Origin of the sequence: Acinetobacter sp. YH12108 (assembly GCF_013419055.1) — a bacterium.
In the GTDB taxonomy this organism is placed as follows: Bacteria; Pseudomonadota; Gammaproteobacteria; order Pseudomonadales; family Moraxellaceae; genus Acinetobacter.
On sequence record NZ_VPAW01000014.1, the window covers coordinates 34,433 to 50,140 of the forward strand.

A 15,708-nucleotide genomic window follows, 5' to 3' on the forward strand; every position below is an offset into this window, starting at 1 on the left:
AGGGAATTGAGATGAACAAAACTCAATTGAAAGCTTTCCAATCGATTGTCGGAAACTTTTCACCTTATTTCTCTAAGATAAACAATGAGTCTATGTTTTTAGATTCTGACCTTTCTGGAGATACGGATAGAAATCGCCAGGTGAGCATCTTCAATATAGATGCAAAGGCCACGGATCTACTATTAACGATCAAAGGATTTGATCAGGTCGAGAATAATTTGTTTAGAGGACAAGTTTTCTTAAAGTCTGACGAAAACACAGAAATTCTTATAAGTGAGCCATGCTATTACTTAAACAAAAGCAAGGTTCGTTTCAGTACATATGAACTTCAGAGCTACATAAAGGAAGTTTGGCATCAAGCTCTAAATGAATATAAGGCTGATGTTACAGACAGCCCTATACGTTCTAATGAAGAAAAATACAGCTTATCTTTAGCAGATAGATTCTCTAGTTTTAAAACGTCTTGGCCAGCTATGGGCATTGTAGCTGCAGTAGTTGTTTTTGCTGGAGGCGGTTACTTTTTAGGTTCAGGTACTAATGAGAAAAATGCATCTTCAGAAACAAGTTCGCAACAACTAAGCACATCTGATAACCCTGAACTTGACGGTAAAGCCTTGGCTCTTAAAAACATGGGGTTAGATCCTAACTCAATGGCTTTTGATAACTCATGCTTTCAAGAAAAATAAGGTGAAATATCTATGAGAGCTAGACGAATAGAAAACCTTGAAGCATTACAGCTAAAGGCCTCAGAAATAGCACAAATAACCGTTAAAGAGTTGGAAGCACGACACTATTTAGTTTGGTGGTTGAGCTCATATGACCGAAACATGAAACGTGGCTATAACAATGAAACCATTTGCTTAAGCACCTATCAGGTGAATGAGTTTTGTTTTTCATATGCAATCACAAGCGAAGTTGAAAAGTTTTATTTACTAATACAACCCGAAAATTGGTTTTTAAATGATTTAACTTTCGAGTCTGCTTCTATAGATGAAAAAGGCTTAGTTTTAAATTTAGCTGAAGTAAATGATCAGTTATTCAAGCTGTATATATCGCGAATGCAAATCAGATTTAATCTTGATGAAATTCATGCTGAACGTTTAACACACGCAAAGAAATATGCAAAAGAACTGGTCTTTATTCAATACAACCCACAGAAAAATCAGGTCATGAATGTAGGTGTTTCTATCAATTTAGAAAACAACACAATCACTCGAAAATCATCAAATCAAACGGCAAAAAATAAGCGCTTGAAAGGGGCATTCTAATGAAGAAATCAAACTATTTTAAGGTAATTGGTGCAATAGCAGTTTCAACAGTTGTTTCACTTGCTTATGCTGGCTTTACTGAAATTAATAGTTCTGGAGACATTGTATCTAAAGACAGTGCAAATGCTTTACGCACCAGTTTTTCAACACCAAATCAAAATATACCAGCGCCATTACGCACATATTCACTATGGGATAAGATCTCAGAGACAACCAAATATAATGGCACAGTACAACCAAAGCCAACACCTGTTGCAATTGAGAGTACATCTTCTCAAGCACAAAATATTCAAAGCAAGAGCAATATTAATGTGGCTAACATAGAGAGCCAACAGGAAATCAAAAGATTACAGGCAGCACTAAAAGAGAAAGAAACTGAGAATAACAAGCTCAAATATTCAAACCTTGAGATGCAAGTGCAAGTAGTTGAACTAAAAAGCGATATAAACGAACTGAAGCAACAAGTTAACTTTTTAGCAAGCCAGATGCAAATTGTTGAAAGCGATGTGCTTGTAATGAAAAACAAAAAACCAAGTTCTTTTTTAGCACGAAATTAAGCAATGGTTGTGAAGAAAATTATTCAAAAACCTACCAGTGAACAGCAACGAGCAATTGATAAAGCAACACGACTAAAAACCAGTTTTAAATTGATTGCTTTTGCTGGTACTGGTAAGACTACGACATTGATCCATTGTAGTAGTGCTTTGCAACAACTAGGTAAGCTTGGACTATATCTATCATTTAATAAAAAGATGGCAGATGAAGCTAATCAAAAATTCGCTGAATATGGGCTGAATTCAGTCACATGTTCTACATTCCATTCTCTAGCTTACAGAAATATACCTGGTTGGCTGAAAAATAAGATTAACAAACCTACGTTACTTCCTAAAGATATTGTTCAAAAGTTTAAGCTTGAAAACATTCGATTTCAGTACAACGGGAAAAACCGACAACTCACCGATCTAACATTAGCGCTGATTATCCTTAATACATTACGTTATTTTTGTATGACAGTGGATCAGACTGTTACCAATGATCATGCTTACATAGCTTTAAAAGAACAAACATCAATTAAGCGCAATGACGTTCTTGAAGATAAAATCACTTCAATTGCGAAAATGATCTGGAATGATGTAGTTGATCCAAACGGTGATTATGGTATTACACACGATTACTATCTCAAGTGGTGGGTACTGCAAAAACCACAACTTGATTTTGATTACGTGATGGTAGATGAAAGCCAAGATAGTGACCAATTAATACTAGACGTACTCAAACGTCAAAAAGCAAAAGTTATTTTTGTTGGAGATCCATACCAAAGCATATATGGCTTTAGGGGTGCGAAAGATATTTTACAGAACCTAGATCTTGAAGCATTGTACTTAGAACAGTCGTTTCGGTTTGGTAATGCAGTTGCAGATATAGCTAATCTACTTCTCAATAAACTTTTTGGTGAAACCAGACAGTTAAAAGGTTTACCAAGTAAAACGTCAAAAGTTACCACTTTCAGTACATCAAGTTATGCACCATCTTCATTGAACGCGATTATTTGTAGAACAAATGCTACGGCTTTTGAATACTTTTTTAAGTTTCATGGCTACCTTAATGGCGAAAAGAAAATACGTCTTGAGGTTGATGGAAAGCGCAGTAAAGATATTTTCAGTGGGATTTTTCAACTGAGAGCAAATAAACGGCCAACGTGTAAAGAGCTTCAAAACTTTTCTTCCTACCAAGAGCTTGTGGACCATATACAAGTGTTTGGAGAAGTGGAGGGGGCAACTACAGAATTAAAAACCTTTCTGAATCTAACAAACCAATACTCATGGCAAGTGATTGAGTGGGCGTTAGAAAATAGTATGGCTGATGATGAAACTGACCCAAAAAACACTTTGGTCATTAGCACATCACACAAGAGTAAAGGTTTAGAGTGGGATAATGTCCTAATCGCAAAAGGCTTTAACTATAAAATTCTCGATAAAAAGCTAATGATTTCTGCAGATGAAAAACGGCTGTTGTATGTGACCGTAACACGAGCCAAAAACATATTATTTACAGATGGCATTAATGATTTATTGGAACACTTAAATTCAAAAAATACGGAGATTTCAAATGCCTAATCAAGTTGAAGTTCTGCAAAATAGAGTGTTTCAGGCATGTCACAATGCTAGTTATATTCGCGGAGAGTTTCATCACGAACCGTATATCATGGAGCTTGTTAAGAAAAAGGGCTCACAGGTCGCAGATATAATCACACCACTTCTTGAAATGTTTCATCTAATTGAAAAGGAAACAAAGTCAATCTTTAGTTTCACGGAAGATTTTAATTTCAAGCAACGCCATTTTGAACCAGGTGTTTATCTCAAAACTAAAGAGATATTAAATGGTGTAGAAACGTTCGATGGCCTGGCTATCGTTGATATTCCTTCAGGATCTTTTAGAAGCATTGTCATAGATTCAGGCGGTGGAATTGCTTCAAGTAAACATACAATTGAGCAGTTTAAGGAATTAAAGGGGAGATATTTAATTCCATTTTATTTTGATGGAATATATGTGCACCCTCACTGTTATACATATTTTTTCATCGAAAATGATATTAAGAGGGTGATGCCCCTTGAGGCTTATGATTCAAGCAAAGTAGGAAATGAGCAAAACATGGGCTTGCATTGGGTAGAAGAAGCAATTGAATACGGTAATCTTCACTTTGGGTTTGAAGTTGAAACACCAGATACCGAAACAATTATAGAAAAAGTCTAAAACCAAACGACAAAAAAGGGCATCTTATAGATGCCCTTTTTATGTTTTGAAATTAATAAGAAAGGTCGATTGCCACTTGTGCTAAAGATGTAAAAGCAGAGGATTCACACATAAAAGATTGACGAATAAAAAACGATGGATTGTATGAGCTCACCATAGTTTGACTATCACAGTTTTGGCTAAATTTAATATGTTGTGTATTGATTGCTTGCCAAGCTGCAGCATTCTTTTGACTTTCCGCACGAACGTCTTTGATGAAACGTGTTAATGATTGGTTGTATGGTGTATTGCACTTAAGTTCTGGTGAACCGTACTCAGAATCACGCGCTTCATTATAATTAAACACGCATTTTTGATACTCAGCTTGTACCTTGTTATAAGCTTGAATAGCTTCAGCTTTGGTCTTATAACCAGCGTTGGCAGATGACGTAATAATGGTAGCAGCACATAACAAAGCTAAACTTAAAAACTTTTTCATAACCTGATCCTTTATTACTTCATTAATGCCGGAATAAACATTGCCCAACCTAATTTATTGGTCGCTTTACATTGCATGCTTAGTGTTTTGTACTTTGCAGTCTGGCCAGCGTATAACTGATCGCAGTTAGCAAGTAACTGAGTAAAGTTTCGATTGTGATCAGCTAGAACACGCGGAGCTTCTTCATTATTAATATATTTAGAAGCAAGGCTACCAAGCTGACTTGCGCGGTTATAAACATTTGTATAGCAATTTAGGTGTTTTGCATCAAATGGATCGTTAGAAACCGCAGCACATTTAACGTTTACTAAGCGCAGTTTTTCAAGTTCAGCACGAATAGAGTCTGAGCTAGTATTAGCACTAGCATTAAAAGATGCACATGCTAAAAGGCTAAAACCCAATAAAGACAAAAATCTGTTTTTCATAATATTTCCTTTAATTGCTCTATTAAGGGTATTCAGAATAGTAAGGGCATAAACGCATAACAATACCTTCAAATGTAACGGCTTCAGCTAAAGTCACAACACCATCTCGAGGGTTTCTATCGAGGTTTCTGTTCGCATTATATTCACGACTAGGGCTTTTATATGGTCCACCTAAAACTAGAGCATAAAACCCAGCTATTGTTTTATTATTATAGTCGCTTTTACGTTGTCGTGCTTTTACTGCAAGATATAAATCTAATAATTCGACTTGTTGTTGAGCACTCAGTGTAGTGATTTGCTTAGGGTTTGATTTAATTGAAGCTGGTATTCCTCTCGCTGTTAAATCTGAAGCATTAATATCTGTTATACCAATTTTAGTCCATTGACTTAAACCATATGCACCAGCGTTGTTGTCAATTTTAAGATTAAAACCGGCAGATTCAAAACCAAGAATAGCTGCAACGTCATTAGGGTTATAACCATGTTTTAAAGAAACACGTTTAATACCATCTTTAACCGCACCAAAAGCACCTGGTATACCCCAACCACATTTACGATCTGGAGTACCTTGTCCACCTTTTAAGATTTGTGCATCTGAATAAACTTGCCCGTTTCCACCTTCCTCAAAAAGCTGTTTCATTTCAACTACTGCTACTTCAGGAATAACAGTTGGTTGTTCAGCTTTCGTATAAAGTTCATCTACACGGCCAGAATAGCGTTGAGTTTCTGACGCTGTATAAGCTGCCAAAAGAGCCTCTAAGCGTTCATTTTGTTTATGGATCTCTTTAGTCAAATAGTTTTGTGCATTGATAATGTTTAGCTTTTCAATCAAAAGCCCCATCATCGACATAGTTGCTAATTCATTAAACCATTTAGAGTTGCCATAACGTCCAGTACCAATGTTTTCAATTAATTCTGCTGGCGTAGAATTAAGTGCACCAATATCAAAACCCACATCATCAGCCGTACCACCAAAAATAGTTCTAGGCGGTGCATATTGAGCAACATCATTTGCATAAATGGTACCGCTTGCAGCTGCTTCAGGTGAGATAGTACCGTCAGCAATCATTTGAGCGACTTGCACTTGTGCAGATCCATAAGCATCCATCGAAACATCGCCACTAAATGCAAGTGCTGGAAGCTTTTTGCCTTGTTTTACTGCAATGCCATCTACCGATGAAGAAACGGGGAGGGTGATTCCTGTTGATGATGAATATAAGGCATTCCATTGAGTCCTAATGGTGTTACCCAAGTACGGTGTGTATTTGTTTTCTAATGCTTGTCCTTGTGGCGAGACACTAATCACAACGTCTTGAGGTAAATATGGCGTAGGATCTGTTAACTTATATTCAGAACTACCCACATATGGCGCAGATCCTTTAACGCGTTGCTGAAGTGCAATGGATGGATTTTTAAAAACTTGATCTAAGTTTTTATTCAGCCAAACATCTAGCCCACGTTTTGCCTTTACACCATATTCAATGTGCAAATGCACGGCACATGAACCACAGCCTTTATTTGACATGTGTGCGATGTTTTGACCAGCTTGAATACGTTGACCAGGGTAAGCGTTATATTTTTTTTGATACGATGGATCAGTATGGCGATACATGATTCGATCGCCAGTATCCATCTGCATAATTAGTGGGTTAGTGGTTGATTGGTTGCTTGCACCAGATGAACGTGTGTCATAAGAGACAATAGAACCTGAACCAATTGCTTTAAGTGTAAGGTCATTAGGATTCGCACGACTAATATCAATACCGTTATGACTACCAGCAGCGCCCCCTCGCAAACGAAATTCACCAAAACGACCAGCACTACGGCGCCCATCATTCGGCATGATCGAATATTTATGGAAAATCATTTTTTGAGCGTTGTTAGGAACTTTTGCCGTATTAGCATTTGTAGCGGTTACGTTTTCAGAAATAGGATCGGCGTTAGCGGTATAAATAAAAGCCGAACAAGTCACTAAAATTGCGACTTTAATGCCACAGCTCAAGGGCTTTAATTGAAATGAGGGTTTAAATTTCATAAGTGAATCGCCAGGCTTAAAGGAAGTTCTTAAAATAAATTAACTTCTTATTAAATGTCCCTAATAGCTAAGTGGACGGATTAAGTATATACGATTAAATACTTATTTTATACTTTAAAAAAAGTTTTTAGGTTTTGTTTTAAGATAGTATATACATATAGCGTTAATCTTATTGATAGGTTTAAGAATAAGGTTACATGGTTTTAATATTTTAATTTAATAAAAGTAGTGAGGTATCTAAATATGTTAAATCACGCACACGTTTTAAGCGCTACTTTCGACCAAGCGATTGACCGTGCTTCAATGGGATTAGACTTTTTAATCCAAAACAAAGTACACATGAAGAATGAAAATGCCTTGTTAGCTCACATTGAAATGCTAGAAAACAGAATCAAAGGTATTACAAATCAGTACAACGAATTGGTTACTGAAGCGAACGCACACATTGATGACGTTACAAGCAAGCACAATGAGCTGGCGAACAAGTACAACAATGTTTGCGCCCAAATGAAAGCAAAAGACATCGAGCTTAATAACAAGCAAATTGAGTTAGAAGAAGAGCGTATCAACAACTTTGACTTACTTGTGCAAAACCGTTCATATAACAATTTGAACCGTGCTTACAGTCATGCAGTTGGTCAGCTAGAGAAAGATCAACAGCAACTTGTTAATATCGGCGTTCGTAGATTTATTTTTAACTCTACAAACAAAAACAACATTCAGAAAATCAACTTTTAATTATGAATATTTTGATAAAAAAAATGGTGCTTATAAAGCACCATTTTTTATTGTCTAGATTTTAAGGTTTACCTTTAAACTTAGACAGAGTTGAACTTAAACCTGAACGCACACGATTAGTCATAGTGCTACGGCCAGAAATATTAGATTTCTTGGTTGCACTAGAACTAGCACCAAAACGTGCATTAGGAGTCGAACCAGTACCATACGTATAGCCAGTACCACTTGCAACATTCACACTACCGAAAGTAGAACCAGTCTTAGATGCTGATGCTTTAGCTACACCACGATTAAACGTAGAAGCTGTTTTTCCGTAAGCATTTGCACCATATAGACCACCACCAGTAGTAGGCGTATTATTTGTACCACTTACACTTGTAGCACCCATACCGAATGTAGATTGACCTTGGCTTGGGGTAGGTGATGTTGGTTTAGCACCAAGACCAGTTCTACCACCCGTACCACCAGTGACACCACTTGGAGTAATACCACCTGTACCACCAGTTGCAGCGCCAAAAGAAGCGGATCTAGCTGGCATGTTTACAGGGCTATATGCAGTCGTACTACCAGTACCGCCTAATGTATTACCACCTGTACCACCATTGCCACCACCACCACCTTTCGGATTATTTGGACCACCCTTACCACCATCAGGACGTCTACCAGGCGGTAAAGGACGGCGAGATGCTGGAGATGGACCAGACAACGTACTTGCAGCGCCACCAAACTTTTGAATAGCTTCTTTTGAGTTTGTTTCACCCCACTGACCGCCATTCAATCCAGAACCAATCCATTGTTGTACTTGGTCAGCAACACTAAATACCAACCCGTAAATCAGGTAGATCGCTGAAGTCATCAAGAATAGATATAAGAAGAACTTCCAGATAAACGTAATCAGCTCAGTAAAGATAACTGTAAACGTATTAGATGAATAAGCGATGCTCATTGCACCTTGGTAGCTAAAGAACATATCAGTAAGCGTAACAAGAGCTGGCCCGATAATAATTTCAGCCATCCAGAAACCAACAATGATAAATATTGGTCGCATGAACAACGTTAATACCGTGACATAACCTTGTGTTTGGCTACCGACAAAAGTACGCTCAGGGATCATGTGCATTAGCGCCCATAAAGGCAAACCACACACAGCGTATAGGATATGGATGATCCAACCTACACAAGCTAGACCAAAGAAGATCATTGGCATATATGGAATAACAACCGCCATCCACACACCAAGAATCGTCAAATACGTTACTAGCTGACCAAGGATAGGAGCAAAGATATTTTCAACGGCATATTCTAAAGCGTTGGTGCCTTCTTCAGTTACGCCCTTAAGCCCTGGTACCCATTGAACAAGAGCAGAACCAGAACGAGCAGTAAGCACGACTAATTTCATGCCGACAACAGTACCTTGAGCCACAGCTTTATAGACTAAGATTGCTTCACCAGTATCTTGAATATTACGGATAACATTCGTATTGCGGTGCAATGTAGTAGGGCTGATATTTGAGCTTGACGAATTATTATTTAATAATTCCGCATCGCCTTTTTCACCGACCAATACACCCATTACCAATGATTTAGTAATGTTTGTTGCCCAAGCAGAACCATATGCCGAAAACTTTTGATCGATGTTGGATACTTTGTTTGAGTCACCACCATCGGTAGACATTGATATTAAGTTGGTAGAGTCGGCAATATCGCCGTTTGCCACCCAATTATTGTTGGATGTAATGCTACCAACAGCATTATCCATTGCAACATAAACGGTGTTATAAATTGCTTCACCTTTTGAGTTGCTCATGATTGCTGAATTCAGTGTAGGAGGGCTGAACGTCCACAAAGGTTCAGTAATATACTTCTCAACAATAGCGCGATATTGACCTACTTTAATACGAGCTTCAGGCGTCATCATCCAACCGCGCTGATTTAGCGTATTAACAACAGTTTGAACCGCAGTATAGCCATTTTCAGAAGTCAGAACATTATTCGTTACGGTATGACTCTTATTCACATAATTATCAACTAGCGCATTGAAAGCATCCATAGCAGCTTTACTAATCGGGAATGTTCCTTCCTGTTCAGTGGCATTAGGGCTTACTTGATATGCGATATACCACTTTTCTAAATCGATAAAGAATTGACGATATAGATTGTTCTTTTCTTGTTGTAACTTAGCTTGAACATTTGCCAAAGCAACGTTGATCTTGTTTTGATCTGATTGGCGAAGTTTATAAACAGGAATGTCCATTAACTCAGCATTAACCGCAGCTGGATTAACAACGTTCATTGAAGCACCGCCACAGATCGGCTCTTTTTTGCCCCCAACTTCTAAACGGCTGTCAGCGTAAGCGAAGTTATAAGTAACAGATGTCCAGTTACTTGCAGTTTTAGCGGTTTTATCAATGTAGTTTTGCTTTTTCTCTACTGCAGTCATGCTAACACCAGGATTAGCATTCGCCCCATAAGCACCATCACTAAAATAGCGCCCGAATGCTGGCGGTAGAGTATAAAACTCTTGGTTTAGAACGTTAATACAATGCAACTGGCGAAGCATAACAGGCGCATTTTTCCTAAATCCAAAGATGTCACGCTGATGATCGTGCGTATCTGACAAACTAGCCGAAGCCATTAAGGATTCGCCTAACGTTCTATTATTAATTGTATTGGATACATTATTTGACCATAGCACCATACCTAGCACGACTACTTGAATGAAACAGTAGCCGGACGCCGTAGGTAAAAGTAAAATAATCGAATATAATATTCGGGAAAACATCGTAGTGACTTTTGAATCTTTCCCGAAAGCTTCACCGTCCTGGGCGCTTTTCAAAAGTGCTGTTAAACCAATACCGATCGCAAAAACCAAAACCAACGACATTGCCACACTAGCTACACCGCCTAATAATATATTAGTGAGTAAACCTGATGATGGTACTGTCGAGGCTGGTCCAGACGCATTGATAAACGCATTGATGAAGTCGTGTCCAAAGATAGATGAGAGAAGAGTAACGGCTTGGTCGCCATCACAATTCGGATTTGTCGATTGACAAAATAAACTCATAGCTAACTCACCGTTTTTCTTAATGCTTCTTATACATCGCTTACTTAAGACGACTAAAAGCAAAGTGTTATAAATTACAAGTTAGACGTTTAACTAAAAGGCTTAATACCTTTTAACCAAAGAATCATTAAAACCATTTTATTACAAATAACAATGGTTTTTAAATTAGCAATAATGTACCACAAAACTGTTATTGGTATATACAGAAAGTTTAAACATGACTTGCTAATTGTTTTAAAGATTTAGTTTAAATACAAGAGACTATTATGGATAAAGCAAAGTTTACATCTCACTTAATTTTACTGTCGGAAATTAAGAAATCTGTATCTAAAGATATGGGGAAAGATATAACTGTTTTAGAGTTATCCTACATACTCAACCAAAGCATAAATCCTTTAATGGCAATAACTTATAAAGAAAAACTAGATAAAATAAATACTTTTGAATTAGATCCTATTGAAGTTCTCAAAAAACGGAAGAACCTAAAAATATTAAAAGTATTAAACCTCATGCTTACGTTAAATCTAGACAAAACCATTAAAAAAGACGATATAGAAAGTTACAACGAGTATAAAGACAAGTTTTTAGAGAACATCGCAACAATAGGTTTAGACAGATTAGAGCAAGAAGCGTTAAAGGTACAAATTGAAAATTTATTGAAGTATAATTGGGTATCTTAATACATCTCTTAATTTTAAGATTCTGACTTTAATAAAGGGTTTAAGCCAAATGGAAAACATACAGAACGAAGAAGATATACTTCAAGACGCGACCAGAGCCGTTTTTAATTGTGGCACTAGTTTTAGTGAAGCTAAAGTAGTTTCCCTTACTGACGAGTTTAACCCACAACCTACACTACAAACACAACGAACCAACCTAAAATATATCTACGACAATAAACTACCGAATGAAATTGGACGTCAATTAGCGCAAGAACCAGAATACCAAGAAGAAACACGTTCATTACTTGTTGGTCACTTTAAAGAAATGGCTCTAGAAGATTTAATTGAGCAGCAAGATTACCAAAACCGCTACAAACAAACAGATCCAGAATTGGACCAAGACAATGAATCTGAAAACAATATGGATAATGAATACACATCACGCCCACCAGAGCCTAGACCTTGGTAAGCCTAACCATTAAAAAGAAAATGCCCGAATGATGGGCATTTTTTATATCTACGTAATATCTAGCTTCAAAAGTTCAGATGGATCTATGCGCTGACGGAATGAACATGCGAGTTCTTTTACAATTTGATTTTGATATTGTTTGCGGTCGAATGTGTCAAAAGCTGAAACCTCAATTTCAGGATCAGTGATTGCATTTAGAAGATCCTTGGTTGCATTGAGTGATGCTGTAGGACAAACATAGATAAGGTTAAGCACTGAAGTACGAAGCAAAATATCTAATAAGTGATATTTGGGCGGTTCCAGTTCCTTATCTACATTAGAAAAGTAGTTCACAAGATAAATGTCATTTGATAAATGCAGATTGATATTGTCAATGAGATCTTTGGTAACACCGTCAAGAATGCCATTCACCTTCAACAAAAGTTCAGTGTTTTCTATGTCTTTAATTTTTTGCGTATCGACACGTTCATTAAATAAGTTGTTTAGATTTCTCAAAAACTTTGGTTGTGGCGCCGTAGTTTCAAAATACATCTGATTTTTAATACGGTTCTTCATGTAAGTTTGGATCATCTTAGCTTCAGAAGAAAGAAACTCAATCTTAAACGTGTCGTATGACACTAGATCAATAAATACTTGCTGGCCAGCACCCGACTTAATATCAAACCAGTTCATAAAAATACTGGCTTTGAGTGATTTCAATTGTTTAAGAATAGCCGTCTTCTCAAAATCATTCATATTGAAGTAGCTACTTGAAAAAGTATCGAGATAAAACTTCCATTTATCTTGCACTATATTCCACGCTTGATTAATAGAAATGATTGGAGCATCTATAATTTCATCTTTGATGAATTTTGACAGCTCATATAATTCATTTAAACGTGCTTGGTAGTTGAAGTCTTGAGTAATCACATTCTTTTCTGATGTTGTGGACTCAGAATCCTCAAGATCCGCACCAACCAATAAATAAGCATCGGTTACTTTTGGTGTTTCCTTATTTGACGGTGCTGGTACTGGAGCACTAGAAAGTTCAGTGGAAAAAGTTTCATCATCTTCCGCTGGCGTATACGGCGGTGTAGTCTCTTCATTAGGAGAACGTGCGTCTGTACGTTCAGCAAAAAAGTAAAACAATTCTTCTTGCGGTGCAACTTTAAACGGCGTCACATTATTATTGATGATTGCTTTTACAATATGGTTTGCCAGTTTAAGCGTGTAGGATAGGGCATGTATATAAAGCTCTAATGTTGCAAAGTTACTGGTATCAACTTCATTAGCACCAAACCAAGATAGGTTACGCAGTTCAAGCCAGCTCGTGAAAGAAGCGTGAGAGCTATTAAAACTTAGATCTACGGTCTTGGACAAATAGATAAAAACGCAAAACAAAAACCTATTTTTGTACTCATACTTAAATACATCAGAATCGGTCCAGATCTTATTCTCAATGAGAGCAAGAATGTAATTTAAAAGCTCATGGTGTTTAATCGAATCGATTAAGTTGTCTGGTAATACTTTTAGTTTATTAAGGTGTGGTTTTACAGGTGCATCATTGGATGGTTTAAGGAAGTGGTAGAACAAGTTAAATGTTTGCGTATCATCTATATCAATTACAGGTTCATAATCATCTTCATCTACGTTATTTAGATCCTGTTGAATATCGACTATTTGCCCGGTGTGACCTTCTGAACGGTCAATCTGGCAGATACTAAAAAGAACAGGCAAAACCCCGACAATATTACGGTTGTCAATTGTTTGATAGTGGGTATCAAAAAATATCGTATCAGCTAAAAACGTACCTTTATGATAGTTGAGAAAGAAGAATAGTACGTTATTTAAAGAACGGTGATTTTCACCAGAAGAGGTGTTAGAAGTAGCGTTAAAGTCATCGAAAAAAACTAAATTTGTATCCATCTAAAAATACTTTAAACCACACCCTTAAACTATTACTAATAAGCATATAAGTTTTAAGAGAGGGTTTAAAGTTAATTTTAAATATATTTAATGGAGTTTAAGACATGGGGCTTTGTAAGCGCTCTACATTTGATGAAAGGTCAGAAACATCTTGCTCTAAAGTCATTGCCTGGTCTATCGCACGTTTCATTAAATATTCTTGATTAATTTCTTTAGGCTCTTTACGAGTAGCATTCTTTTGTTCTTCTTCTAATTTGAAACGTTCAAAAGCGAAAATAGAACGAATAATACATAAGCTATCTTCAAGTAGGTCTGAATGCACTTTAGGAAAAATTAGATCAGGATCTAAATCAGATGCGACTTGGTTAAACAGCATAAATTGATCGCGATGTTCGATAAGAAATTCATCATATGTACCGAACTCAGATTCGATCATATCTGGACAATTTGCGAGAGTAGAGACTTTCGTATCTTGTGATAACAGAATTGAATCACCTGATGGCGCAACTAAAGCATGAATAGGTTGTTCTGCAATAGGAGCCAACAACACTACAGTAAATGGGCGTGTTTGGTTTTTCATGGTTAGTCCTAATTAATATAAAAAAAGCTTTGGCCAAAAAGTCTATTTTGAAATTTTGGTAGGTTAATGGAATCGAATAGAAGGTCCGTCTCTTTAGTACACTTCTGATTAATTAGATAAATGATATTTTGAAGAAGTGCAATTAATTTAAATGGACTGTTGTATTCATTGAATATGGGTGCAGCAATGCAAAGAGTCTTTTTTCTATCGGTTGATAATGCCCATGGGTTCACCAGGGTAAAGCTCACCTTGGCATTATTATGTTCAATTGGTCGTGCATAAATATCAAGAACATCGGATAAAGTAGATACCTTTAATTCTTTTGAAATGTCAGTAAGAATCTCACTGACTTGAAGCGCTGTTTTATCATGAATATCGCTTATAGTGATGCAAACACCACTATTACTATTCATTAAATTTGCATAAAGAACTTCAATAACCATGGACTCGTCTTTGGATAAATCCTTTAAATTGGCATTGACTAAATCTATGATCCGATCTGATTTTTGTTCAAGTTTAATTTGAAGCAAAAGCGGTTCATTCTTTTTTGAAACAGGGAGTACTTTATAATCGCTAAGATTGTAATTTAACCGCTTCATTTCAGTAATCAGTGTTTCTTTGGCATTATCAAAAAGCTTCTGATCTCTCTTGGTTAAACCAATAACAAAATTTGTAGACATGAGTATATTCATGATCCACAAAGCAGTAGATAAGGATAAAACACTATCCTTAACAACTTCTGAATCTGAATCAGAAAACCCAGATATTTGCTTGATTTTGTCGGTTATCGAAATCATGTGAACCCTTGTTTAATTCGGCATTTTCATCTGAAACTTTGTCAAAAAGATTAGTTTGATTAAGTACGTCTTGGATATTTTTTTGTGGATCATCACTGAGTAAACATTGGAATAGGGCGCTAATTAAAGTAGCAAGTGATGTTCCATAGTCATTGGTACACTTGATTAACTGGCCAGCATCTAAGCAAATTGGTGTTTCATCATCATAAAGCAAGTGTAATTCTGGTGATTCAGCATAAACCAACTTTACATGAGTATCCGTGATGATTAACTCAACTTCTAAGTACTCATTATTTTCAACAAAATATTTAAAGCGCAACATCAATGCATCATCGCCACGTTCTATATATACAATTTGTCGATCGGTCGTATTGGTATGGCTGACGAATCTATTCTCTTTTGTGATCTGATCAATGTAGTTCAAAAAGATGGTTTTGAGTGACGCACTTAAAATACCTTTGGCAGCGAGTTCACTTTTCAAGTAAGGCAGAAAGTTTTCAAGATTTTCATGCAATGGTTTTTGCATTCGA

General features: G+C 36.7%; 16 protein-coding genes. 8 read left to right on the plus strand and 8 right to left on the minus strand.

The genetic code is table 11. The features are described from left to right. The first annotated feature begins 11 nt into the window (after positions 1-11). Genes FTU46_RS10365 through FTU46_RS10385 form a run of 5 tightly spaced genes read left to right on the plus strand, consistent with a single transcriptional unit; the run spans position 12 to position 4,022 of the window. Positions 12-686, plus strand: coding sequence for a hypothetical protein (locus FTU46_RS10365; protein ID WP_005028648.1), 675 nt, complete (start codon positions 12-14; stop codon positions 684-686). Between the two features lie 12 nt (positions 687-698). Then, positions 699-1,268, plus strand: a complete 570-nt coding sequence (locus FTU46_RS10370) for a hypothetical protein (protein WP_005028650.1) — start codon at positions 699-701, stop codon at positions 1,266-1,268. Then, positions 1,268-1,825 carry a hypothetical protein gene (locus FTU46_RS10375; protein ID WP_005028652.1) on the plus strand — a complete coding sequence of 186 codons (558 nt, stop codon included), beginning with the start codon at positions 1,268-1,270 and terminating at the stop codon, positions 1,823-1,825. Before FTU46_RS10370 ends, FTU46_RS10375 begins: the two co-directional genes overlap by 1 nt. 3 nt (positions 1,826-1,828) lie before the next feature. Beyond that, positions 1,829-3,385 (plus strand): UvrD-helicase domain-containing protein, encoded by a 1,557-nt coding sequence (locus FTU46_RS10380; protein WP_180104942.1) that lies wholly within the window; start codon positions 1,829-1,831, stop codon positions 3,383-3,385. After that, entirely contained in the window at positions 3,378-4,022 is a 645-nt protein-coding gene (locus FTU46_RS10385) for a hypothetical protein (RefSeq protein ID WP_005028658.1), read from the plus strand. Before FTU46_RS10380 ends, FTU46_RS10385 begins: the two co-directional genes overlap by 8 nt. Positions 4,023-4,074: 52 nt before the next feature. Here FTU46_RS10385 and FTU46_RS10390 read toward each other — a convergent pair whose 3' ends face one another. From FTU46_RS10390 to FTU46_RS10400, 3 genes are read right to left on the minus strand one after another with little or no spacing between them, the layout of a single operon-like run. Further along, the gene (locus FTU46_RS10390) at positions 4,075-4,500 is read right to left on the minus strand and encodes a hypothetical protein (RefSeq protein ID WP_005028662.1); all 426 of its coding nucleotides are present in this window, start codon (positions 4,498-4,500) and stop codon (positions 4,075-4,077) included. Between the two features lie 14 nt (positions 4,501-4,514). Continuing rightward, positions 4,515-4,925 carry a hypothetical protein gene (locus tag FTU46_RS10395; protein WP_005005820.1) on the minus strand — a complete coding sequence of 137 codons (411 nt, stop codon included), beginning with the start codon at positions 4,923-4,925 and terminating at the stop codon, positions 4,515-4,517. A 22-nt stretch (positions 4,926-4,947) separates the two neighbouring features. Then, positions 4,948-6,960 (minus strand): peptidoglycan DD-metalloendopeptidase family protein, encoded by a 2,013-nt coding sequence (locus FTU46_RS10400; RefSeq protein ID WP_005028664.1) that lies wholly within the window; start codon positions 6,958-6,960, stop codon positions 4,948-4,950. Positions 6,961-7,203: 243 nt separating this feature from the next. On the opposite strand from FTU46_RS10400, the gene FTU46_RS10405 reads away from it, so the two are divergent. Then, complete coding sequence (locus tag FTU46_RS10405) at positions 7,204-7,698, plus strand: hypothetical protein (RefSeq protein ID WP_005028665.1); 495 nt, start codon at positions 7,204-7,206, stop codon at positions 7,696-7,698. 61 nt (positions 7,699-7,759) lie between these two features. On the opposite strand, the gene FTU46_RS10410 is transcribed toward FTU46_RS10405, so the two are convergent. Beyond that, positions 7,760-10,765, minus strand: a complete 3,006-nt coding sequence (locus tag FTU46_RS10410) for a DotA/TraY family protein (RefSeq protein WP_005028667.1) — start codon at positions 10,763-10,765, stop codon at positions 7,760-7,762. Between the two features lie 266 nt (positions 10,766-11,031). Here FTU46_RS10410 and FTU46_RS10415 point away from each other — a divergent pair, with 266 nt between their 5' ends. Together FTU46_RS10415 and FTU46_RS10420 are read left to right on the plus strand one after the other, a co-directional pair. Continuing rightward, the gene (locus tag FTU46_RS10415; protein WP_005028668.1) at positions 11,032-11,445 is read left to right on the plus strand and encodes a hypothetical protein; all 414 of its coding nucleotides are present in this window, start codon (positions 11,032-11,034) and stop codon (positions 11,443-11,445) included. A gap of 49 nt (positions 11,446-11,494) precedes the next feature. Next, positions 11,495-11,896: a hypothetical protein gene (locus FTU46_RS10420; protein WP_005028669.1), complete on the plus strand. Its 402-nt coding sequence runs from the start codon at positions 11,495-11,497 to the stop codon at positions 11,894-11,896. Between the two features lie 48 nt (positions 11,897-11,944). Here the strand turns inward: FTU46_RS10420 and FTU46_RS10425 are convergent, their stop codons facing one another. The 4 genes from FTU46_RS10425 to FTU46_RS10440 all read right to left on the minus strand — a co-directional run bounded on the left by FTU46_RS10425 (position 11,945) and on the right by FTU46_RS10440 (position 15,704). Beyond that, complete coding sequence (locus FTU46_RS10425) at positions 11,945-13,801, minus strand: hypothetical protein (RefSeq protein WP_005028670.1); 1,857 nt, start codon at positions 13,799-13,801, stop codon at positions 11,945-11,947. A 97-nt stretch (positions 13,802-13,898) separates the two neighbouring features. Continuing rightward, positions 13,899-14,381 (minus strand): hypothetical protein, encoded by a 483-nt coding sequence (locus tag FTU46_RS10430; RefSeq protein ID WP_005028671.1) that lies wholly within the window; start codon positions 14,379-14,381, stop codon positions 13,899-13,901. An 8-nt stretch (positions 14,382-14,389) separates the two neighbouring features. After that, positions 14,390-15,178: a hypothetical protein gene (locus tag FTU46_RS10435; RefSeq protein ID WP_005028672.1), complete on the minus strand. Its 789-nt coding sequence runs from the start codon at positions 15,176-15,178 to the stop codon at positions 14,390-14,392. Further along, entirely contained in the window at positions 15,132-15,704 is a 573-nt protein-coding gene (locus FTU46_RS10440; protein ID WP_005028673.1) for a hypothetical protein, read from the minus strand. Before FTU46_RS10440 ends, FTU46_RS10435 begins: the two co-directional genes overlap by 47 nt. Positions 15,705-15,708 lie beyond the last annotated feature (4 nt).